Consider the following 24,184-nt stretch of genomic DNA (forward strand, 5'->3'; position numbering starts at 1 on the left):
ATGAGTCCGGTTCAATACCGAATGCATGCCTTAGAAGCTGCCTAAATATATATGTCTAACTTTATGGGTTCAGTTCAGAATGGCAGCCTATTCTTAAGAATTTTAATTATTGTTGAATGAAGGTTTTGAGTGTATGAACTTCTCTTCACCTCCATTACTGAAGTTTAAAATTACCAGATGTTATATCTACAATTATTTCATGATCGCCAGACCCAATGGTTCCGATAATTCGATCATTAGATTTTTCCTCATAGTTAACGCCATCTAATTTAACTTTACCATTACCTGAAGTAGCTTTAAAATTTATATAAAGTGATGATGGGGCTTTTTCGTATTCAATTTTTACATTACCACTTAAAGCATTTGCCGAAATATTACCAGAAGATTCCTCATTGTGTAAAGTAATGTTTCCAGATGAACTATGTGCAGTTACATTACCTACTACATTTGTTAAATACATGTTACCAGATGCTACTTCAAAGGATGAAGTAATTGCTTGCTGTTGATCTACTGTTATATTCCCCGATGCTGTTGATGTGTAAACTTTATCGGCTTGCATGTCTTTCATTTTAATATTTCCTGATGCTGCTGACACGTTCAATTGATTTGTGTTTAATTGTTCAGCTTCAATATTTCCTGACGCTGTATTTATTGTTACTGATTCATATACCTTTGTAGGTAAGTAAACTGAAACAGTAGTATCCACGATAGATACGCCAATATTAAAAAACGTGTTAGGATCTTGAAATTCTACCTTTAACAAATCACCTCGTTCTTCTACATTAAGTTTAAATTTATCCTTCAGTTTTTCACTAACTCTACCATTCACCTCAATGATAAAGGAATCATCGTCAGAAGGCTGAACCTCAATATCAGTTGATGGGAAGTCAATGTCTATTTTTTTGATCTCTTCATTCTTTACTTCTTTTTTTTCAAGTAAATCTACAGTATTAAAGGATAAGCCTCCTGTGGCATTTATTGAAACAACTGAACCGATTATTCCAATAAATAATACAACAAATAATCCTACTAACAGCTTTTTCATGCTGTTTTCCCTCCTTATATAATATGAGTATTAAATGTACACACAACTTACGTGATTAAAATACACCTGATGGAATAGCAATAACTTCTAATTTATTTCTATAAGCAAATATTTGTTTTGTTCGTCACTGTTACTTCTGGTTTAAAAGTATCGTCAGAGTGTATGGTATTCAAACTTCTCCTGTTACTATGAAATCTCTGTTACGAATTGAATGAGTTTCTTATAACTTGATTATAAAATCTCTATGTTTTCTATACCTATACTTAATTATTTTTATCATCAATCACCATTAACAATGTTAGTTAAGGTGTTTGTAATACTACGCATTTTATCCCTATCTAAGGATTCATTATTACTTAAAATAATAATGACAAGTTCAGTATTAAGCTCACGATAAAAATTTGCTATAAATCCTGGTAAGTCTCCAGCGTGTTCAACTTTTTTTTCTTGGGTAAACCAACCATATCCATAGTCATATTCAGATCCATATTCGAAGTTAGAAGGGATGTTAGTATAAGGAGCATACATCTTAGCTATAGTCTCTTTTTTTAGTAATTTTGCAGAATATAATGCTCTATCCCATGTTACTAAATCATTCATAGTTGTATACAAACCACTGGAGGAATGGGTTATATAATAGTCGTATTGAATAGGATAAAAATCATTTTCGGTATTGATTTTTTCATACCCTTGAGCTTTATTTTCTAGCACTTCCCAGTTAACACTGTAACCTGTATTTAACATCGCTAAAGGTTCAAAAATGTTCTTTTCTAAAAATTTATCGTATGATTCTTCTGTGGTACGTTCTATGATCAATCCTAAAATTAAATAATTTGAATTGCTATATTCAAACTTTTCACCAGGATTAAAGTTAAGAGGAATGTCTTTATATATTGCAATTGCTTCTTCTTCGGTTATCGAATAAGGAATATTAGACCCGAATTTTTTTTCTAAACTCTCAGCAAAATACGGATGATCTGTACTTACTATTCCAGATGACATCGATAAAAGGTGATGAATCGTAACCCCTTCCCATTTAGAAAGATCAGGTAAATAATCTGTAATTTGATGTTCTAGTTCAAGTAATCCTCTTTCCTTTAGTAATAATATCGCTGCGGCTGTAAATTGTTTAGTCAAAGAACCTATGATGAATTTCGTATCTAATGTATTTGCGATATTTTGATCAATGTCAGCCTTACCAAACGTATTAGAGTATATTTCTTCACCTCCCATACCTACATATACAGCCCCTGAAAAATTATAGTATTTTTCAAAGTGAGTCATCACATTATCCAATTTGGTATATACATCTAAGTCATTTGAATCTTGACTTACTTCTTGTACTTGAGCTGATGTAATGTTTTCTTCTGTTGACTTCTCAATAAGGTCTGTGTTTTCTGTAGTTTGACTTACTTTTTTGGTAGGATTTTCAGCAGAACACGCACTTATAACAAGTAAAAGACTAATGAACACAATAAAAGAGCTTTTTTTCATAGAATCTCCCCTTGTGATTTGTTATCCACGTGAATAGATTAAATTTTTTCTAAGAAGTTATTATTTTAAATACGGATTTGTATCGTAGAGGTTTCAATTTATTTCTTGGACATATAGTTGAATAAAGGATTGGAAGGATTGTTTGGTGATGGAATTAATGTAACTGTGTATAGAAAAATTAAAGGGTAATCAAGTATGAGGTACCAATATTGTTTGTTATCTTACCTATTAACAATGATTAACAATTACCTATTCCTACACCTCCATTTTATATAATACGTTTTAAATGTATTATTGTTATAGTGTTCTGTGTTAATGGTACACTAAGTTAATTTTATTGTCAATTTATTACTCTGTTTACTTTTTAATACAAAGTTGATAAAAAAGAGCTGTAAGTATAGGTAGGCAAGATGATACATTTTATCATACTTAATCAGTAATAAATTTGGGAGATGCGCCATTTTTTATTGCTTAGGAAGATTGTGGAGCAACGAAAAAACAATAATATGCTAAAATCAGGATTAGATCGTGAAAAAGAGAGCATGGGGGGGGGATATGTGACTGTTGCTATTCATTAGAAGTAATGCGAGTGCCGGAAATACGTAATAAGAAGAACAAGTATTAACAATTTTCACCATTAATTTGTATGCTACTTGGTATTTCCGACTATCTTAAGATATACTACCTTATGTTAACAGGCCATATAGGAAAAGCTAGTTCGTTTTATGCTCCAATTTCCGATAAGCAAACGAGAGCAAGATGGCTGGTATGGTACAAAGTAGCATTCCAACAAATGCGTATGTTGATTCTATTTCGTATAAGTAACCTCCTAAAATTGTAAACACTGCAGTTCCCCAGCTAAGTGCGAATCCCGAGTAAATACCTTGCGCGATTGGAATCTGTTCATAAGGAATATTTTTATTTAAAAATTTCATAAAGGCATAATGCGCCATCGCGAACGAGAATGCATGTAATATTTGTGAAATACTAAAAATAATGACATTAGGAAAAGTAAATACTATGATCCAGCGTATCGATGAACCAAGTGCTGCTAGTGTAAGTAAAGTAGCTACTGATATTTTGTAAAATCTTCTATCTGCAATTGCAAAGAAAATAATTTCAGCGATTACCGCAATGTTAATAATAAAACCGATTAAATAGTTTGGTGCATGTATTTCTTGTAAAAAAATATACCCGTAATTGTAATACGAAGCATGTGATGCTTGCAGTAATATCACTATGGCGAGTACTACAACAAAGTGGCTGTTCCGAAATAACTTTAGCATACCTCCTTTTATTGTTTGATCACGGTGTGATTTTTTTGATAAAACGTTGGGTGTTTGCATAAAGCCGAGGATCATGAAAACAATTACACCTAATAACATTGCCCATAAAATCACGTTATCCCCCATAAGATCGATAAAGATAGCTACGATTATACCAGCCAATACAAACCCAACAGATCCCCATAATCTACTTTTTCCGTAATTTTTCAATTCATTATTTTTCATAAGGACGCCAGCTGCACTGTCTAATGCAGGCATCAAAGTTGGATAAAAAACATGTAAGAGTATTGATACCACTAATAAGCTAGTAAAAGAACTAGCTGGAATACAGAAGAAAAGAACAATTAGTGTACCGATTGAAGCACCATTTAATATTGTTTTACTACTAAATTTTCCTGATAATAATGGGAAAACAATTAACGATGAAATACCTCTTGCAATCAAACTTAAGCTCATTATTAAGCCAGTTTGAGAAATCGTCATTCCTTTTATATGAATCAGCCACCCTGTCCAGTAAGGGAGGAAAACACCCCATGTCACAAAAAAACTAAAGAATTGTCTGCTCATCCACCGTTGAGTATTCATTTATATCTCTCCTTTGTTTGAATGATATAATGAATATGAATGTAATAATATGAGATATCTCATATTTTGAGGTGGATAATGAGAATTTATAATGATGAGAAAAGACAACATTATTTAAAAGAAAGCTCTATTGAGGCTTTGTTTTCTTTTCCGCTTGACGAATTTATCGAGGTTCATGAATATAAAAGGGATGAATGGATTATTCAAGAAGGCAGCGTGCCGAATTTTTTATTTTATCTCATCGAAGGAAAAGCAAAAATTTATGTAACCCATCAAAACGGAAAAGTCTCTTTGTTAAATTTTGTTAGTCCTAAGGAATATATTGGAGAAATGGAATTATTAAATGAGGTTTATTATACAAAAGGAATACAAGCATCTACCAAGACTATTTGTCTTGCACTACCTCTTCATCGATATCGTAAACAATTACTAGAAGATGTGGTATTTCTACGTGAACTAAGCAAATTATTAAGTTTGAAATCAACAATAATGGCTGCAAAATATTCTCAAAGTTTATCATTCCCGCTTGAAAACCGTCTTGCGGAATTTATCTTAAATACCTCTGATGATGGCATCTATATGGAGAAGCACGTAACTGTTTGTGAATTTTTAGGTGTTTCCTATCGACACTTAATGCATGTACTTGCACAATTTTGCGATAAGGGGTTATTAATGAAAGAAGGACGTCGATATCGTATAAAACAGCATAACTCACTATATAATCTTGCTGAAATGTTGTGGAATAAATAAGGGTCTCAATTTTTATTTTCATCACGATATGATGTAATAAAGATAATAGCATATTGAATGCTAGTATTTATATGTATGTTGCTACCCAAACAAATTAATGGAGTGTAGGTTTTACATAATTAATCTCTTAGATGTATATGTATTAATATTTTCGTATGAAAAGCAACAATGAGAAAACAAATGTTTGACATAAGAATCCTTATTATGACTTTCCGTTAGCATAAAGGTTGTTGATTTATTGTAAGTGTAGGATAATATATGGTAGTTTATTCGTTTAATGTAAATAATTTCATAAGAGGTGAAAGGATGGTTACATGGAAAAACCCTATCCTTTTATTATCAGGGATAGGAATATCTTATTTAGGGAATTGGATATACTTAATTGCACTTAATATTTCTATATTAGATTTAACAGGATCAGCAGCAGCAGTTGCTGGTTTATATGTTATTCGACCTATCGCGATGTTGATAACTAATACTTGGGCGGGGAGTGTTATTGATAGAATAAACAAAAGAAGGCTGATGATTTTCATTGATATAGTGAGAGGTGCTTTAGTATTCTTAATTCCTTTTATTGAATCACTTTGGGTTATTTATTTTATCCTATTGTTAATTAATATGGTTGGTGCATTTTTTGGTCCAAGCTCAGCTGTATACATAACTAAATTGGTTCCACCTGAAAATAGAAAAAGATTTAACTCGTTGATGAGTATGACAAGCTCAGGTGCATTTTTGTTAGGCCCAGCAATTGCAGGATTACTTATCATGTACGTAGGTACAGATTTATGTATTTTCATAAACTCGATTACCTTTATCATTTGTTCGTTATTCATTTATCTTCTTCCTAATGTAGATGAGGACTTATCAAAAATTCGGGAACCGATTCGATTGAAAACACTAGTGAGTGATTGGAAGGAAGTTAGAGAGTTTGTTATAACAGCGAAGTTTGTTTTTATTGTTTATTTGTTGTTTCAAATTGCAATGTTAATAGGGTTTGCTTTGGATTCTCAAGAAGTTACATTTATTAAACAAAACTTAATGTTATCAGATCGAGATTACGGATTAATTGTAAGTATTACAGGTATTGGTGTATTAGCAGGATCGTTAATAGCTGCAATTGTAACTAAAAAGGTACAACTAAAATTTTATTTAGGGGGAGGAATACTGCTAACGTCTATAGGGTACCTGTTGTTTTATTCATCCGATAATTTTATAACTGCAACAGCTGCATTCGTCTTTTTAGGATTTTTTATGGCATTTGCAAATGCAGGATACGCAACCTTTTTTCAAAATAGCATTCCAGTTCATATAATGGGGAGATTTGGAAGCATAGCGGAAATGGTACAAGGAATAATTCAAATTGGTTTTACACTTATATTAGGGGCTCTTGCAGAATGGTTTTCGCTACAATTGGTTAGTGTTTTATTTTCAATAGCTGCCATATTATTTGCTGTCACTCTTTTGATTATCGTATCAATGCCATCCAAATCTACTTATTTCAAAGATAACATGAATGAAATAGCGGGTTAACTATTCGATCATATGCATGTGAAAAGATCTTAAAGTAGAAATAGTGAAGGGGGATTTGTTGTTATCACTTGATAGGGGATAGTAAATATTATCATGAGTACCCAGCTAGTACAATAGTCTAATTGTTAATTCATTTCCATTCTTAAGTGGAACGTATAAAAGTATGATTTGATAATTTGTCGCGAATATTGATTAATCGTGAACATATTATATAAGGGCTGTTTTCCTATTGGGTGCTACTTTTCGTTCTTACATATAGGCACGTATACATCTAGCGCTGGTGGCAACTTTTCTTCTCTAAAGACTATAACAATCATTTGCTACGCATCAACGACTTAAGTGTAAGTAGAAAATAGCAACAAAGTTTACGAAAAGAGCCTATAAAATATACTGAGAAATATAGAGGAGGAACATTTGGTGGATGAGAGATACCCTATTGGACATTTTGAATTTAATGGTGAAATTAATGCTGATGTGACTAATGATTGGATAAATGACATTGAAAAGCTACCTCAATTATTACGAGATTCTGTAAAGGATCTAGATAATCAACAACTTGATACACCTTATCGAACAGGTGGATGGACCGTTAGGCAAGTAGTCCACCACCTTGCTGATAGCCATATGAATGCTTATATACGTTTTAAATTGGCTCTTACGGAAGATACTCCAGAAATCAGGCCATATGAGGAAGGGAAATGGGCGGAGCTCCCTGATTCCAAAATGCCGATAGATATATCATTATTACTGCTCGATGCATTACATGTACGCTGGACTAAACTACTTCGTAGTCTACATGCTGCTGATATGGAAAAGACATTTATCCACCCGGATTCAGGGGAAGTTACCATCGGTAAGAATATAGGCATCTACGCTTGGCACGGTCGACATCATCTAGCACACATCACTTCGATATCTAGTCACAAAGGTTCATGAAAATTTATGAGCGAATACTTTTGAGAATGTATGGTAAGGTGATGTAGCTATTTATATGCTCTCATCGTCATAATAGGTGCAAATAATTTTATGATGTTGGAGAGATAAAGAATATTAAATTACCTGAGAAATAGAAGCAGTGTTGTTTATATTTCAGTAAGAATAACAATAATTAATGTGAAATAAGTCAAATAAAAAGGAGTAACAAATAATTAAGTTATTTGTTACTCCTTTTTTTTATCATTTATTTAATGCCCAGAGGAAGAAGATAATCCTACTTGATTCACAATTGTTTGGCTATCTTCATTTAGACCTGTAATTATTACTTTTTTGTTTATGTTTTCATATTTTTGCTTTACTTTTGATATGGCAGTAACAGCTGAATGATCCCACACATGTGATGAACTAAAATCAATGACAATTTCATCAGGGTCAGCATGATAATCAAATAAATCTACGAAGTGAGCCATTGTACCAAAAAACATTTGTCCTTTAATATGGTATGTTTTTATACCGTCTTTAACGACTTCGTTTGATTTGATTTTTGCCATCTTCCAACCAAAGAATAAGGCACTTAATAATACGCCTGAAAATACACCCATTGCAAGGTCATGAGTCGTAACAACGATCGCGACAGTTGCTATTAAGACAACAGCATCAGGACGAGGGATTTTGGCAATCTCACGTAATGATGTCCAATCAAATGTACCGATAGAAACCATGATCATAACACCTACAAGTGCACCCATTGGAATTTGTGTTACGATGTCGCCTAACACAATAATTAAAAATAGTAAAAACACACCTGCAACTAAAGAGGATAAGCGTCCACGACCACCTGAACGAACGTTAATGACCGATTGCCCTATCATAGCACAGCCTGCCATTCCTCCAAAAAAGCCAGTTACAAAGTTGGCAAATCCCTGACCTTTTACTTCTCTATTTTTATCACTTTTTGTTTCTGTCATCTCATCGACAATTGTTGCCGTTAATAATGATTCAATGATACCAACAAATGCTAATGGTAAAGAATAAGGTAAGATAATTAATAATGTTTCAAGTGTTAATGGGATATTTGGTAAATGGAACATAGGTAAAGATCTCGTAATTGCCCCCATATCACCAACAGTACGAACATCAAGGCTCAACGTAATTGCCAAAATCGTCATGACGAAAATCGCAACAAGTGGGGATGGGATTGCTTTTGTAAACCTCGGTAATATATAAATAATTGCTAAAGATCCAGCAACCATCGCATACATCATCCACGTTTCTCCAACGAAGTGGGGTAGCTGAGCCATAAATATTAATATCGCTAATGCATTAACAAAGCCAATGATAACGGCTTGCGGAATAAATGTGATAAACCTGCCTATTTTTAAAATACCTAATATGAACTGTATAATTCCTGTTAATATCGTTGCAGCTAGTAAATATTCTAGGCCATGATCTTTAACTAAATCAACCATCAATAAAGCCATTGCTCCTGTTGCAGCTGATATCATTCCTGGTCGGCCACCAAAAATAGAAATAAGTACAGCGATACAGAAAGAGGCATATAAACCAACCATTGGATCAACACCAGCTATAATGGCAAAAGCAATCGCTTCAGGGATGAGGGCTAATGCTACTGTGATTCCAGCTAATATGTCACCTCTTACATTTGAAAACCATTGATTCTTTAAAGTTTCCGTATACAAATAATCACCTCTTTGTTTATATGAAATGGTTCGAAAAATCTGGCAAAAATGACTTATGAAACAACTTAATAAAATGTTCAAACCCCATCCTTACCATTGAAATTACTTGTTTTAGTAAGATGATTTTATACATGTATGGACAAGTGTCATTTCGTACGTCAACTGTTTGCAGAGAATTTAGTCCCCGAAACAATGCAGCAAAGATGTTTTTCAATAGGAGCTTCGCTATGATGCTACATTTCGGAGGCATGTCCTTATTGTTGAACTATTTATAATAAAAAAATTGAGTAATAATGAGTTCTATTTTATAGGCCCTTTTCAAAAATTCATCGTGAAAATTTACTGTAAGATGAGTTTTTCCGAGCCCCATAAGATGAAAATAGCAAAATGCTAGTTGGATTCGTGGTTGTATTGCTTAAATAACAATCAAACAGTTTAATAAAAACAATTAATTATGTTTACACTATGAATTTGACATTAATACACAAATAAACATTATACACATATTTATCAAAAACTCCAATATAGTTTTTATGTAGTGAAAACGCCTACATTAAATGATTGCTCTTAAATGCTTAGCTATATGTAGAAAATCACCAAATTACATAGCTTTAAACAATGTGCTCCTTTCATTACTTTTCTGACTAAGACTTAAACACCTCACGACTACGGCTTTTGACATGTATTCACCTTAAAATAATCAGTTAGCTTTGTAGTGTTGATGAAATGGAAATAATAATTTATAGATGTCTACCAAAAAACAACAAATAGGTCCCAAGATTATCTTGAGACCTTAGCCATGTTATTTAGTTTTGTTTACTATTACGGTTGTTGGTGGCCACCAAGTTGTGATTCAGCCATAGAAACTAATCTCTTGGTAATTTCTCCTCCAACTGATCCATTTGCTCTAGAAGTAGTGTCAGGACCTAAGTTTACACCGAATTCATTTGCAATTTCATATTTCATTTGATCTATTGCTTGTTGAGCACCGGCTACGACAAGTTGGTTTGACGACGAATTGTTTGCTTGTGGTTGATTTTGCATGATTTGTTTCATCTCCTCATCATTATTCTAATTTTGGTTGGGTAGGCTGGATTTGCACCAGCTGTATGGTTTTTAATCATATTCAGCATCTATTGCTGAACATCATACATCCACATGCCTAACTTGGCTTTACCCAATAATCAAATGTTTATTAAGTATTATGACGTATTTGAAAGATGATATTCATGAATTAGATTGGTAATGGTTGTTAGTAAACAATCATTACTTTTTCATTAAATGATACATTTATCCACCTCGTTATTAACAAACTAATTTTATGCGTATGTAAATGAGGTGGTTTAATGTTTATGTGTCCGCTTTGTAATGGGCTAGGAAATTTCTCGGTTAATTGTCCTGTATGTGGAGAAGGGTCTGAAGATAGGGGAAGGGTAATGGACTGTTATGATGATTACAGTCCTTATATGGAAATTGACGATTTAAAGAGAAATGATGGATATGGCACTACGTTAAGTAACCATGAATGTCCACACATATTATTTTGTGCAACTTGTCAACATGAGTTTGTGAGCTTAATTAAAGAACAAGAAAATAATATCATTTGAACATAATAAGCTGCTACCTGTAACGGTAGGTTAAAGCAACTAGGAATGCTATTGAAACGTGTTTAGGTGTTAGTTCGAAAAATACTACTTTTACGAAAACAGCCATATAAAAAGAGCCTAACACTACAGTCATTTATGTAGTGCTAGACCCTTTTCTATTGTAAGTACTTATCGAATACGTTCTTCTGTTTCATTGTCAAAGAAATGAGATTTGTTCATATCGAACGCAAATTCCACTACATCTCCGTGAGAGATTTTTGAGCGAGCATCAACACGTGCGATAAAGCTTTGGTTACCAAGCTGTGAATAGAGCATTGTTTCTGCACCCATAAGCTCAGCTACCTCGATTGTAGCTCTGAATTTTGTATCCGGTGATGATTCAAGGAATACGGGCTCATCATGAATATTTTCAGGACGAACACCTAAAGTTAACTCCTTATTTACATACTTTTTATCACGCAATGTTTTCATCTTTCCTTCAGGTACTGAGATAGTAATGTTACCAATTTTGAAGTTACCATCTTCCTGTAATGTACCTTTAAAGAAGTTCATAGCAGGAGAACCGATGAATCCACCGACAAACATATTTTCAGGGTTTTCATATACCTCTGTAGGAGTACCAATTTGTTGAATAATACCATCTTTCATAACAACTAAGCGTGTAGCCATTGTCATTGCTTCTGTTTGGTCATGTGTTACGTAAACAGTTGTTGTTTGTAAGCGTTGGTGTAATTTTGTAATTTCTGAACGCATAGCAACACGTAGCTTAGCATCTAAGTTTGAAAGTGGTTCGTCCATTAAGAAAACTTTTGCGTCTCGGACAATTGCACGTCCAAGTGCAACACGCTGACGTTGACCCCCAGATAACGCTTTTGGTTTACGTTTTAAATATTCTTCTAATCCTAAAATTTTTGCAGCATCATTAACACGCTTTTCGATTTCAGCCTTTGGTGTTTTTCTAAGCTTAAGTCCAAATGCCATGTTATCATAGACGTTCATATGCGGGTATAATGCATAGTTTTGGAACACCATCGCAATGTCTCGGTCTTTTGGTGCTACATCATTCATTTTTTTATCACCAATATAAAAGTCACCAGAAGAGATTTCTTCAAGTCCAGCAATCATACGTAGTGTAGTCGACTTACCACATCCTGATGGTCCTACAAATACGATAAACTCTTTGTCCTTAATATGAAGGTTAAAGTCTTTAACTGCTGTTACTTCATTATCGTATTTTTTATAGATATGCTCTAATTTTAATTCAGCCATTGTTGTTGCCTCCTAGTAGGATTATTGTGAACGCTTTCTTAATATAGTAATAGTCTACAAAATAATATATCTGATAGTAAATGTAAGGGTTGCACAAAAAAAGTTAGTACGATTGTGCATGTTTCACAAAATGGTATATAAAACACTAAAAACCTATGCTATCTTCACTTTATTGTAACAAGTTTCTAACGGTATTCTGTAAAATGGTTAAGAGTTTGAATTGATTTACCTATAATAGAGGATATAAGAAATTTTAAAAATAAAAACATAACAGAGCTCAATAGCTTAAGAACAAACAAGGAACAAGATTATATTTTAAAGGGGACAGTAAGTTGTAAAGCCAACTTATATCGTCCCCATTAAACATTAGGATTATTACTTTAAAAGTTAACATGTTTATAAACAATTGCTACGTACGTCGTAAAAGCACCTTTGAAGCTTTTAATATCAATCCCTGTTTTTTCTATAAAGCGATCAATTCTATATTGTAAGCTATTGCGATGTATGAACAGCTTTTTTGATGCGAGGGAAATATTTAAGTTACATTCAATAAACAATTTTATTGTTTGAAGTAATTCATCATCTTTTCCAATATTTGAAAATAAATTTTCTGCTACATGAGGCAAAATATTCTTTGATGGTTCATGTAAAAAGAGGATTGGAAAAACGTCTTCAAGCTTATATAACTTTTCATGTGAAAGCTTAGCTTTAGCCTGTTGAAAAAATACTTTTTCCTCGTGAAAATACTGTTTGACCTTCTCGGAGAATAGATGTACATGCCCTACAAATAATTGGATGTTTATAAACAGATCACTAGCAATAATTTCAATAAATTCATGAAACTGAATTTTATCTTGCTTCGGTTCATAATATTCAATGATCGTACCCATTTGATTGCTTTCCCAAAGAATGAAAATATTAGAGTAAAAAAGCTCTTTCATAGTATCTAGAAAGTCATTTTTATCGTATAAAGCTGTAGGTATGTAAAAGTGAATAAATCGTATTTGTGAAGGCTGAATGTTCGATTCATTATTTACCTTATCGTTAAACAGTATATTTCTCCAAAATAATTCTTCCTTTGATAAGGCTTCTTTATAGTTATGCACAGGTGTTAGCAGGAGTGCTAGTAGTTCTTTCTCTTTCTCTGTAACTGCGTTCTTAGCTATATAGATTTCTGTACCGTCTTTCGTTTCAAAACAATCATAATTATTTATGTTTGATGTTGGTTTTTCTAGCATGACTGCTTCACCATATAATTGTTGCAATTTTTCAATCATCGTAACTCACCTTAATATGTATTTTTAGTTCAACATGATTTAGTAAAGTATATCACGCTAATGCATATCACCTATCATTATAACAGTAAACGACAGGTACGCTATGTACCTGTCGAGCTTCTTTTTAGAGGTTTATTCAGTGACAATTATGTTATTTCATGTGGAGGTTCCTCTTCAATAACATCTCTGGCTTCTTCAATATTAGTACAATTGTAGCATGAATGAACTGAACCACCAGCCATTCCTTCGTTAATCATCCGATCAATATCGAAGTAAGCTTTGTCTCGCCCTTCATTTAGAAGGTCTTTTTTGTCAGTTCTTTCATCAGTCATCAATGAACACCTCCTATAGAAGTTACATTCATAGTTTGTGTAGAATTTAAAAAATTATTTTTAAGGGACAAATATTTCATGATGGTGTTTTAAAGGCGGTGACTTCTTGAAATAGTTGGACGAGGTTGTTTATTCCATTTTTTTGTATAGCCTTTTCGTCAAATACCATCGGTTTTGAATTGATTTCATAAATATACAACATACCTTCTTTCGATCTACCTATATCAATTGAAAATTCTCCAATAAACCCCATCTTTTTATTTAAAGCTTGCCCACATTCATCAACTAAAGTATATAGTTCATTTTTATTTATACGGTCTTGGATAGTTTCAAATGGAAGGAGCTTCCCCCCGTTTGGTACGTGGGTAGTAACATCTTGTGTAATAGACTGTCTAACACCGATACCGCTAATAATAAATTGTTTTGCTTGCTTATGGGCAAAAATACGCAAATCATACCGCTTTTGATCTATCTCATCTGAATCAATTGCTTGCTGAATAAGATAACTGCCGTTGAAAAGTATAGGGTATGCATGTAAAAACGTATCAATGCTCGAAAACTGTTCTGTTGTTTTTACATCTTCTACTTGAACTGTATCATTGTGCATTATCGTAACTCTTTTAATACCTTCCCCTTTACAGCCACGATTAGGCTTTATATAAACAACACCGTAAGTGTATAACATGTCTAAGCATTGCCGGGGATTTTGTAGCTGTGAAGTTTCAGGTAAATATTTTTTAGTTATGTTATTTTCAGCTAGCGAGGAAAATACATCTTGTTTTAAGAAAAAGGAAGGATTTACGATAGGTATTTTACGATCCTGAAAAAATTTTATTGCTTTAACATTTGCTCCTAATTGTTCATCCTCTTGAGAAGGTATACGGTTATATATGATATGTGGCAGTGGAGCATGAATTTGTAACCACCCTTTTTTCTCCTTATAATATACGTAGCCAGTTATGCCATTACTACGTATTCCTTCATAAGAAAAAACTACACATACTCCTCCGAGTGACTGCAACGCTTCTTGAATTTGTCGAAAGATATGGTGATTGCCAGAAAAAGCTTTTCCTTTTTTTGATGCACTGGTCATAATACCAATTAAGGGCCCAATCATTGACCCATTACATAGCACGGGGAAATGGATAAGAGAAGATGATTTTGTTTCTACATAAGTAGTGAGCTGTTTGTTCTGGCCGAAAAAAAAGGGGGTATCCTTTGCAAAAGATTGATGCCATTCTTGAGAGTGTGGATCATAATATAACTGTTTCATTGAAAGATAACCTCGGGCTCTAATATTGATTTTTCTGTTAAATAGATGGCAAATAACATGGATAACTTCCTGCTTAATAAATCGTATTCATGTAGTTTAGGATGATTAAAAATTGCTCTTCCTGGCTTAGAGTTCGCTTCAAATAACCAGATATTTAGCTCTTTATCAATGCCAATATCAAATCCAATTTCTCCAATTAAGCCTACTGTTCGAATTTCAATACTTTTACTAAGTGAGATAACAGCATCTGTTAAGCGGTCTACTATATCAGCTCTTTGTTCTTCATTTGGAAAGACTTCCTCGATTGTTTTGACCATTCCTCCATTTTTTAAATGAGTAGTAGCGCTTCCTTTCCCAGCAATTTTAGCAGCGATAACACTGACTTGCCAATTGCCCTCTCGATTTTTATTCGTATGAATACGAAAATCAACAGTTCTACCGTCAATTCTTAACAATGATATACCTTGTTGAACAATATATTGTTGAAGCTGGTTTTGTTTAAATAAGTGATTAATCATTGATTCGAGATTTGGAAATTTTTGAAGCCGATTTTTCGTAAATTTGTCTCTATATCGACAATAGTAGCACTTCTCATCTTCAACATAAAAAAGTTGAAAGACACCATATCCAAGACTGCCATTAATAGGCTTTAAATAAACATGTCGATATTTTTTTAGCAAATCATTTAATTGTGATAAGTCAGCATATTGTTCTGTTTCAGGAAGAAAATGTGAAATGGAATGATCAGTAATTAACTGTTCGTGAATACTCCATTTATTAAAAAATCCTGGATTATACCAAGGAATAGAATATTCTCTTTGTAGTCGTTCTTTAATATGTTTAAAGTAATGTTGATTTTCTGTTTTCCTATTTGGTAAACGATCGTATACCACGTTTGGGAGAGGAACCTCCATTTGCTTCCATCCAGCATCTGTATAAAAATGTCCTGTTACCAATCCTTTCTCCCAGCATATATGATGAGCACCAAATACATAAGCGTAAGCTCCGATTGCTTCTTCTACAGCTAATAGCTTTGCAAAAAACAATGATCTATTCCCTATCGGGCGCAAATTTGACTCTGTAAAACCAGCTGTAAATATACCTATAAGCGGACCTACATATACTCTTTCCTCATCTGTGAAAAGGTGAACTTTACTACATCGAGGTATATGCAAACGTTCATAGACATCTTTAGACATAATAACCTCATGATCATTGTATGAATGTGATTGTATCGAGCATGCGCATGATATCGTTCCGAAGAAAATTTGTTCCATTGTAGGTTTGTATATTTCTTTAGGAATATAGACAGTTTGACTGTGTTCATTTGTAACTATTAAGGAATACTTCATGCTTATTCAGCTCCTACTAAATCGTCTTAATGATTGGTTCTTTTTGCAAGGCTCTTTTCAAAAACTATGTTTTTTATCTACTTATATTTGAGAATCTGATGAGTATGAAATATTTGTTACAGTATTTAGAGTAGAAAAGATGCCCAGAACGTTAGTAAACATTGTGTTAAGCTTTTTTTATGAAAAGGAACAATAATGCGAAAGCAATTTTTTGCAAGGCTCTTTTCGTAAACTATGTCTTTTATTTACTTATATTTGAGAATCTGATGAGTATGAAATATTTGTTACAGTATTTAGAGAAGAAAAGATGCCCAGACGTTAGTAAACATCGTGTTAAGCTTTTATTATGGTAAGGAACAATGAATGCGAAAGCAATTTTTTGCAAGGCTCTTTTCAAAAACTATGTTTTTTATCTACTTATATTTGAGAATCTGATTGGTATGAAATGGTTGTTATCGTATTTAGAGAAGAAAAGATGCCCAGAACGTTAGTAAACATTGTGTTAAGCTTTTTTTACGAAAAGGAACAATAAATGCGAAAGCAATTTTTTGCAAGGCTCTTTTCGTAAACTATGTTTTTTTTACTTATATTTGAGAATCTGGTGTGTATGAAATGGTTGTTATCGTTTTTAGAGAAGAAAAGATGTCAGGAAACTGTATTGACTATACGTGTTTATGTTTTAAATCTGCAAAGGCCTAATAGTTAGATGTAGGTGAAACACGTAAATCATTTCTTTATATATTAGTATTCAAGTAACTAACACGTCATGTAATTATTATCAAAGGGCTTCCTGACTCTTTTCTTTTATGAAGTGGTCAGATTCTTGGTAAGGTGTTGACAATATAGGAGGGGGGCGGTAAAGAGCTCCGACTCTTTATTCGAATTAAGTTGAAAAATAACGCTCCTCCCAGGTTTAGAGTTCGTGTCAATTAGCCAAATTTTATTATCTTGATCAAGTCCAATATCAATACCAAGCTCAAATAGTTCAGAAAATTGCCTTTCTAATATTTGTGGTACCCGATCGATGATCGTTTCTAATTCATCTTTAATAATGTTATTTGTATTCGTAGAGAGTGCATCCAACCAATTTTTAAATGGAATATACATACCCCCACCATGGATATTTGAAATTAAATCGTTTTGTTGCCCCCTACGAATACCACGTCCTCTTTCAACCCAATGACCTTGTTCATTTTTTTGTAGGAGAATACGAATATCAAATGGTCTGTGCTTTTCATCGTGAAGTGATAACAGTGGTTGCATAAGGTAGGATTGGACTGTTAACAGCTTTGTTAACCATGATATAAATTCTGACTTATGTTGAAATTGTTTTGTAATAACTTTTTCTTTACGATGAGTTTTTGCTTCAATATATTGATCTTTAACTGAAAGGCTTATAACACCTCTTCCTTGTGAACCACTTTCAGGTTTTAGTAGTACTTGTTTTGTTTTTCTAAGGTATTGGATCACTTTGTGCCGAGATGTAACCTTTTCAGTTTTTGGAATATAGTGAGAAAGAATTGGGTCATTGTTTAGAATTTTATAAATTTCCCATTTATTTGGTAAACCATAGCCGAGAAAAATTGTGTCTGGCCTTGTCTTTAGCCAATTAACGATAGGTTTACTTCTCGTTGAAATTTCATTTTGACTGTAAAAGCAACGGTCGTAAAGGACAGTCGGAATAGGAAATGTATCCTGCACCCAAGTATTTGTTGTCAGATCAAATTTTTCTCCATGTACTAATTCAGTGTTCGGATCAATTGATAGTGGTGTAAGTCGATAAACTGTGATATTAAATGCTTCAGCATGCTTTGCAATTTCGGTTGCATAACCTCGCTCTTGATTTGGAAGAAGGGTTAAAAAACCAAATTGTTTCATGTTAATTCACTCCTTCGTTAAAAAAATTGGCTAAATTAAGACAATGATTGACAATTGCCTTCGCTGATGGTCTAATTGTATCTTGTTTTCGTTTCGGGTCATGATTTTTTGAAGGCTTAGTATTTATTTCGATAATCCATGGATGCCCCATGTTGTCTACTGCTAAATCAATACCTAATTCACCGTACAGGCCATCTGTTGCTTTACTTATGACAGAAGCGATTTCAATTGCTAGTTCTTTCAGTAATTTATGAATATGTTTTGCAGTTGTTTGATCAAAGCTCTGTTGTAAACAGTCTGTAACACGTATGAATTCTCCTCCTTGATAGATGTTCGATACGAATTGACCAACAGCAGAAACGCGTGCTACTGCGGAAGTGATAGTCCATTCTGTATGGTTTCTACAGTGACATAGAATGCGGAAATCAACTGGACGATTGTCAACAGTTATTAAATTTAACCCTTGTTGACCGACATATGCTTCTTTGATTAGCCGTGGTCTAAGTGATTTAAATAATGTAACAAATGAATCATATTTATGTTCTATTTCAGCAGTAAAGGTTGTGTAATCAAGTATAAATTCATGATCTTTTCTTTTTATTTGAAAAATTCTTTTGCCTTGACTGCCATGAATAGGTTTTATGAAAACTGTATCAAATTTTGTTGTTAAGTCTTGGATGTCTTGTTTATTGTACAATAATAGTGTCTCTGGAAGGTATGGTTGTAGATAATCTTCATTCGAAAGTATATTATAAGCATCCCACTTATTAATATATCGGTCGTTAAAAAATGGTATATTTAATTCATAAAGTGCCTCTTTTACGCTTGAAAAAAGTGTTGATTGCTCGCTTTTTCTTGAATGTATACGGTTGTGCACAACATGTGGCAGAGGTACAGGTGATTCAACCCAGTTGTTGTCTAAATTGTTATATATCAAACCTTTTATTTGTTGTTTACGGAAGGTTTTGGGTGACAAAGTATAGAATAGTACACCTACTTTATGACAATATAGAGCAATCTCTTCACAATATAACTGGAGTGAACCAAAAGTAAATTGATCATCATTCTTTTTAATTTCAGTTAATATTGCTATGAAGGGGCCAATCTCTAATTCATTCGATTGATGTATATGTTTTATTGAAGCAGTAAAAGGAATTGTAGGTAAATTAAGCTTATTTAGCAATTGTGTGCTAAAATATAAATTTAGGTCTTTTTCCTCAATACGAACGATTTCTGTGTTATTGGTAAGCTTGTGACAAGTTATATTCATTGTCTCTTGACATTTTAATAGAGCAAAAATTCTTTTAGGCATTTGAATAGTATCTGATTCTGTAGGTGTTTCAGTAACTATTGGAGAAATTTGAATTCTTAATGGCATTGTCATCATAAGAAACCCCATTATTTCATTATTTTATATAGGCATACGCTGATATCGTATCGTATGATAATGTTATATATTTTGTGACGATGAAAGGTTGATGGATGTTGGAAACTGTTTTAGTAATATTTACTATGATTTTGATCGGAGCGGCTATTGGTGGAATAACGAACTCCTTAGCAATTAGAATGTTATTTCGTCCTTATCATCCGGTGTATCTATTTGGAAAGCAGTTACCGTTTACTCCAGGCTTAATCCCAAAGCGAAGGGAAGAATTAGCAAACCAGCTTGGAAGAATGGTAGTTGATCATCTGCTTACTCCAGAAAGCTTACGAAGGAAGTTATTAGATAACAACTTTCAAGAAGATGCAGTGAAGTGGGTTAAGGAAGAAGGAGACCGTTTATTTTCCTCAACTATAACAATAGAAGAATTAATTACAAAAATGGGTGTGGAAAACCCTTCATTAGTTGTTGAACATAAATTGTCTATGCTTGTAGAGAATAAATATATACAAATGATGAATGACAACGGAGAAAAGTCTATTCGAGAAGTCATACCGGCTGACTTACTAGCCAAGGCAAATGATAAGCTTCCTTTATTGACAGAATATATTATTTCGAAGGGTGTTGTTTTTTTCGAAAGCAGTGAAGGTAAAGACAGACTATCACATATGATTGATGATTTTTTGGCTAGTCGAAGTGGTATGCTAGGAGGCATGCTACAGATGTTTCTTGGTAACGCAAGCTTAGTAGACAAGGTTCAACCAGAAATAATAAAATTTTTAAAGAATGACGGCACAACACAATTAGTTGTCAATATGTTAGAAAATGAATGGCTTAAGCTTCAAGAACGAAAAATAGGAGAGCTAGAAAAAGATATTCCTCGAGAAAAAATAATATCATTCTTAAAGCAAACTATTCATAAGCGCATAGCTGTGAACGTGTATATGGAGAAAGAGATCAATGAAGTATTAATGCCGTACAAAGATCGGATCCTCAATGACATGGTTCCAAAAATAGTTGAACTAGCTACCGGTTTTATAGCGAATCGAACAGAGAGAATGATGGAGCGATTGCATTTAGCAGATATAGTACGTACACAAGTAGAATCATTTCCTGTAGAGCGGTTAGAAGAAATGGTATTATCCATTTCACGAAGAGAATTTAAAATGATCACGTATTTAGGGGCATTACTTGGTGGTATGATTGGTTTAATTCAAGCTTTTATTGTATTATTTATTAAGTAATTATACAAAATGGATATAAAGAATACTTAATTCAAGTTTATATTGGATAATTGCAAGCACTGATGCATAACATCTAGTATGGATTTTGCATATTCATAGTTAAGAAGGAATGTGTTCATCATACTTTGAATGTTTGTTATAGTGTAAGAATTCGCATCGTAAAAAAAACTAGGAGGCTATTTAATGTCAAATAATTTATATGATGTTGCTTACGAATTAGAGAAAGCAATTCGCAATAGTGAGGATTTTAAGCAATTACAACAGCTCTATAATGAAGTAAACAATGATGCTTCAGCTAAGCGTATGTTTGATAACTTCCGTGAAGTTCAGCTAATGCTACAACAAAAGCAAATGATGGGTGAAGATATTTCTGACGAAGAGGTAGAGAAGGCTCAACAGTCAGCTGCTTTAATCCAACAACATACGACCATCTCAAAGCTCATGGAAGCTGAACAAAGAATGAGCATGGTTATTAGCGAGCTTTCCAAAATAATGATGAACCCACTAGAAGAGTTATACGGTAATATGGAACAATAAAATCATTAACAGTGAAACAGGGATGCATAAGCTGCATCTCTGTTTTTGATTGTTATAAAATGGAGTGTCGTTACGGTATGGGGACTTGCTAATTTATATATTTAGTTACAATTCAATTCCTAAAAAAAAGCTGTTTTCGCATTGATTGTTGTTTAGTATTCAGAATTAAACACGTACACAAATAGAGTTCGAGGCATCTTTTCTTCTGTACAATAATGACTAACAAAATAAAACCATTTTTTATAGTACTAATTTGATAACAATAGTAACTATGTTTACGAAAAGAGCAATAAAAAACAGCCCACATTAGGCTGTTTACGTAATAATTGTTATTCAATGAGATAAACTCGGTATAACTAAAGGTTCATGGCATTTTCTTTACACTACTAGAACGCGTGGCATCTTTCATTCTGTAAACCGATGACAAACGTATAAAACCACGTTTTACTCTCCTAATTTGATACAAATATTAACAAAGTTTTCGGTAAAAGATTTTGAACAACTTTATTAAATAATCAAATAACGTTTAGGGGAAGCACTATCCTTCATCAACACTTCTTGCTTTCTTTCTTCAATTTTCTTATATATATCTATATTCACTTTATTTTTTCGTTGGCGTCTAACGATTCCTTTTAACACTGTCATCACCCTTTACTTTTGATACTTTAAGTATAAGCCGATGCGATATTTTTTAAACCGACCGTTAGATTGTTTTTCTCTCATCCTTAAGACTGAAGGATCATCATCCCAATGCTCCATGAGTATAAGTTATTTTATGTATCAGAACTGTTGATAAACACAAACAAATTAAGTCTATACACACAATCATAGAAATGAAATCATGCTGAAAATATTTTATTGAAGCTATCCTTTATTAGAGGTCGGTAAACATGAGTAGTACTTTAAGAAGGTGAGTCCATGTTGTACGGATATACAACTACAGTAAAAGATGAGAATTTGTATAGTTTGTGACTGCCCGGTTGTTACTGATACATTTTAACGCGAAGGTGGTATAGCGGCGGGGCAAACATGTGTTATTAATAGTGGATAAAGCATTGGGTTCACTGAAGCTGTCAATGTAGTAAGTGAGAGTATTGGAATCAAAGAAAATTTCTATTTTAAGCAATGGAGTACAATAGATCAATTAAGGCTCTACAACAATTAACGACTAGACTAACTCCAAAAATGAGAGGTGCATAAATGTGCACCTCGCTGTTTACTTATTTTACATAGATACCATGTGTTGATAGGTAATGAAAAATTATATTGTTTAGTGATTCGTTTCCTTTTGAAGAATATCATTAACAACATCTTCGATCGTTACACCTCCTAAAGCTTTTTCTAAAGCTAATTGGGCAACTGAAAAAAGGGGAGCAATAGTATCCTGAATGTTTCTACCCACTAGACAAGCTGGATTTGGATTTTCATGAACACTAAATAATTCCTTTTCTTGAACGACATTAACGGCTTTATAAACGTCTAGTAAAGTAATATGAGATAAATCTCTAGCAAGGTCAGCTCCTGCTATCCCTGGTTGAACTTTGACCAAACCTGCTTTTTTTAGCATCCCCATAATCTTTCGGATGACTGCAGGGTTAGTGTTTACACTTCCTGCTATATATTCTGAAGTGCTAACACCGTCTTTGTTTATTTCGATGAGAGCTAGTATATGAATTCCTACAGCAAAACGACTGCTTATGGACATTGTAGTCACCTTCCTCATAAATATATTATTTCAAGAATAAACTTGTAACTTATTATATTACAAGTATTTATTATAACTGAAAAATTTAAAAAGTGTTGACAAACATATTAATTGTAATTAATATAGTTACATGTAATCAAGTTAGTTACAAATAACTTTAGGAGGCTTTATCATGACAACGAATAAAGAAAAAGTAATTCAAGTATTAACTAGCCTTGAAAATGGAGATTCAACTGCTATTCAAGAATTTATAAATCCACATAAATACATTCAACATAATTTAACTTTTCCAAATGGAAGAGAGGTCATGTTAGGGGCATTAAATGACCTTAAAGCAGCTGGCACAAAAGTTAATATACAAAGAGTCCTTGTGGACGGTGACTTTGTTGTTACTCACACAGATTATGACTTCTTCGGACCGAAAGTAGGATTTGACATTTTCCGTTTTGAAAACGGTCAGATCGTTGAACATTGGGATAACTTACAGCAAAAAGTAGATAAAACACCTAGTGGACATACAATGCTAGATGGTTCTATTGACATTCAGGATGAGGATAAAACAGCAGAAAACAAAGAGTTTGTTAAAAACTTTGTTTCGGATATATTAATGGGTCATAATCCGGAAAAACTGACCTCCTATTTTGAGGGTGATCACTATATTCAACATAATCCAGCAATTGCCGATGGTCTTTCCGGTTTAGGCATTGCGCTAGAGGGGATGGCAAAACAAGGTATTGAGATGATCTATGATAAAATTCATATGGTTATTGGACAAGGTAATTTTGTATTAACAGTTAGCGAAGGAACTTTTGCAGGTGCTCACACCTCATTCTATGATTTATTCAGAGTAGAAAATGGTAAGATTGCTGAGCATTGGGATGTAATGGAGACAATTATCCCTGAAGAAGAGCGTAAAAACAATAACGATAAGTTCTAAATGAACAGGCACCCCCAGTTCATAAATTGTTATTTATAACTATTCACTTTACTAGACAAAAGGTAA

The 24,184-nt window shown here is 33.3% G+C and carries 21 protein-coding genes; 7 read left to right on the top strand and 14 right to left on the bottom strand.

What is annotated here, in order from left to right; genetic code table 11:
* Positions 1–154 precede the first annotated feature (154 nt).
* The 3 genes from JM172_RS16015 to JM172_RS16025 all read right to left on the bottom strand — a co-directional run bounded on the left by JM172_RS16015 (position 155) and on the right by JM172_RS16025 (position 4,410).
* On the bottom strand, positions 155–1,045 hold the full coding sequence (locus JM172_RS16015; protein ID WP_214483384.1) for a DUF4097 family beta strand repeat-containing protein: 891 nt from the start codon (positions 1,043–1,045) through the stop codon (positions 155–157).
* 279 nt (positions 1,046–1,324) lie between these two features.
* Entirely contained in the window at positions 1,325–2,539 is a 1,215-nt protein-coding gene (locus JM172_RS16020; RefSeq protein WP_214483385.1) for a serine hydrolase domain-containing protein, read from the bottom strand.
* A gap of 713 nt (positions 2,540–3,252) precedes the next feature.
* Entirely contained in the window at positions 3,253–4,410 is a 1,158-nt protein-coding gene (locus JM172_RS16025; protein ID WP_214483386.1) for an MFS transporter, read from the bottom strand.
* Between the two features lie 78 nt (positions 4,411–4,488).
* Here JM172_RS16025 and yeiL point away from each other — a divergent pair, with 78 nt between their 5' ends.
* The 3 genes from yeiL to JM172_RS16040 all read left to right on the top strand — a co-directional run bounded on the left by yeiL (position 4,489) and on the right by JM172_RS16040 (position 7,626).
* Positions 4,489–5,160 (top strand): transcriptional regulator YeiL, encoded by a 672-nt coding sequence (yeiL, locus tag JM172_RS16030; RefSeq protein WP_214483387.1) that lies wholly within the window; start codon positions 4,489–4,491, stop codon positions 5,158–5,160.
* A gap of 306 nt (positions 5,161–5,466) precedes the next feature.
* Positions 5,467–6,690, top strand: coding sequence for an MFS transporter (locus tag JM172_RS16035; protein ID WP_214483388.1), 1,224 nt, complete (start codon positions 5,467–5,469; stop codon positions 6,688–6,690).
* A 414-nt stretch (positions 6,691–7,104) separates the two neighbouring features.
* A complete protein-coding gene (locus tag JM172_RS16040; protein WP_214483389.1) occupies positions 7,105–7,626 on the top strand; it encodes a YfiT family bacillithiol transferase in 522 nt (173 codons plus the stop codon).
* Positions 7,627–7,874: 248 nt separating this feature from the next.
* On the opposite strand, the gene JM172_RS16045 is transcribed toward JM172_RS16040, so the two are convergent.
* Both JM172_RS16045 and JM172_RS16050 read right to left on the bottom strand, forming a co-directional pair.
* On the bottom strand, positions 7,875–9,326 hold the full coding sequence (locus JM172_RS16045) for a SulP family inorganic anion transporter (RefSeq protein WP_214483390.1): 1,452 nt from the start codon (positions 9,324–9,326) through the stop codon (positions 7,875–7,877).
* 822 nt (positions 9,327–10,148) lie between these two features.
* A complete protein-coding gene (locus JM172_RS16050; protein WP_214483391.1) occupies positions 10,149–10,370 on the bottom strand; it encodes an alpha/beta-type small acid-soluble spore protein in 222 nt (73 codons plus the stop codon).
* Between the two features lie 302 nt (positions 10,371–10,672).
* Here JM172_RS16050 and JM172_RS16055 point away from each other — a divergent pair, with 302 nt between their 5' ends.
* Positions 10,673–10,933 carry a hypothetical protein gene (locus tag JM172_RS16055; RefSeq protein ID WP_214483392.1) on the top strand — a complete coding sequence of 87 codons (261 nt, stop codon included), beginning with the start codon at positions 10,673–10,675 and terminating at the stop codon, positions 10,931–10,933.
* A 168-nt stretch (positions 10,934–11,101) separates the two neighbouring features.
* On the opposite strand, the gene JM172_RS16060 is transcribed toward JM172_RS16055, so the two are convergent.
* From JM172_RS16060 to JM172_RS16090, 7 genes are all read right to left on the bottom strand, one after another.
* A complete protein-coding gene (locus JM172_RS16060) occupies positions 11,102–12,202 on the bottom strand; it encodes an ABC transporter ATP-binding protein (RefSeq protein WP_214483393.1) in 1,101 nt (366 codons plus the stop codon).
* Positions 12,203–12,582: 380 nt separating this feature from the next.
* Complete coding sequence (locus tag JM172_RS16065) at positions 12,583–13,479, bottom strand: PucR family transcriptional regulator (protein ID WP_214483394.1); 897 nt, start codon at positions 13,477–13,479, stop codon at positions 12,583–12,585.
* A 146-nt stretch (positions 13,480–13,625) separates the two neighbouring features.
* On the bottom strand, positions 13,626–13,811 hold the full coding sequence (locus tag JM172_RS16070; RefSeq protein WP_214483395.1) for a hypothetical protein: 186 nt from the start codon (positions 13,809–13,811) through the stop codon (positions 13,626–13,628).
* Positions 13,812–13,887: 76 nt separating this feature from the next.
* Positions 13,888–15,084, bottom strand: coding sequence for a YheC/YheD family endospore coat-associated protein (locus JM172_RS16075; protein ID WP_214483396.1), 1,197 nt, complete (start codon positions 15,082–15,084; stop codon positions 13,888–13,890).
* Positions 15,081–16,436, bottom strand: coding sequence for a YheC/YheD family endospore coat-associated protein (locus JM172_RS16080; protein ID WP_214483397.1), 1,356 nt, complete (start codon positions 16,434–16,436; stop codon positions 15,081–15,083). The genes JM172_RS16075 and JM172_RS16080 overlap by 4 nt, the downstream gene beginning before the upstream one ends.
* A gap of 804 nt (positions 16,437–17,240) precedes the next feature.
* A complete protein-coding gene (locus tag JM172_RS16085) occupies positions 17,241–18,314 on the bottom strand; it encodes a YheC/YheD family endospore coat-associated protein (RefSeq protein ID WP_214483398.1) in 1,074 nt (357 codons plus the stop codon).
* A 1-nt stretch (position 18,315) separates the two neighbouring features.
* Positions 18,316–19,698 (bottom strand): YheC/YheD family endospore coat-associated protein, encoded by a 1,383-nt coding sequence (locus JM172_RS16090; protein ID WP_214483399.1) that lies wholly within the window; start codon positions 19,696–19,698, stop codon positions 18,316–18,318.
* A 98-nt stretch (positions 19,699–19,796) separates the two neighbouring features.
* Here JM172_RS16090 and JM172_RS16095 point away from each other — a divergent pair, with 98 nt between their 5' ends.
* Together JM172_RS16095 and JM172_RS16100 are read left to right on the top strand one after the other, a co-directional pair.
* The gene (locus JM172_RS16095) at positions 19,797–20,939 is read left to right on the top strand and encodes a DUF445 domain-containing protein (RefSeq protein WP_250886711.1); all 1,143 of its coding nucleotides are present in this window, start codon (positions 19,797–19,799) and stop codon (positions 20,937–20,939) included.
* Between the two features lie 183 nt (positions 20,940–21,122).
* The gene (locus JM172_RS16100; RefSeq protein WP_214483400.1) at positions 21,123–21,476 is read left to right on the top strand and encodes a YlbF/YmcA family competence regulator; all 354 of its coding nucleotides are present in this window, start codon (positions 21,123–21,125) and stop codon (positions 21,474–21,476) included.
* Positions 21,477–21,983: 507 nt separating this feature from the next.
* On the opposite strand, the gene JM172_RS16105 is transcribed toward JM172_RS16100, so the two are convergent.
* Positions 21,984–22,121, bottom strand: coding sequence for a hypothetical protein (locus JM172_RS16105; protein WP_214483401.1), 138 nt, complete (start codon positions 22,119–22,121; stop codon positions 21,984–21,986).
* A 625-nt stretch (positions 22,122–22,746) separates the two neighbouring features.
* Complete coding sequence (locus JM172_RS16110; RefSeq protein WP_214483402.1) at positions 22,747–23,181, bottom strand: Rrf2 family transcriptional regulator; 435 nt, start codon at positions 23,179–23,181, stop codon at positions 22,747–22,749.
* 172 nt (positions 23,182–23,353) lie between these two features.
* On the opposite strand from JM172_RS16110, the gene JM172_RS16115 reads away from it, so the two are divergent.
* Positions 23,354–24,118, top strand: coding sequence for a nuclear transport factor 2 family protein (locus JM172_RS16115; RefSeq protein WP_214483403.1), 765 nt, complete (start codon positions 23,354–23,356; stop codon positions 24,116–24,118).
* Positions 24,119–24,184: the final 66 nt, after the last annotated feature.

Source organism: Bacillus sp. SM2101 (assembly GCF_018588585.1).
In the GTDB taxonomy this organism is placed as follows: domain Bacteria; phylum Bacillota; class Bacilli; order Bacillales; family SM2101; genus Nanhaiella; species Nanhaiella sioensis.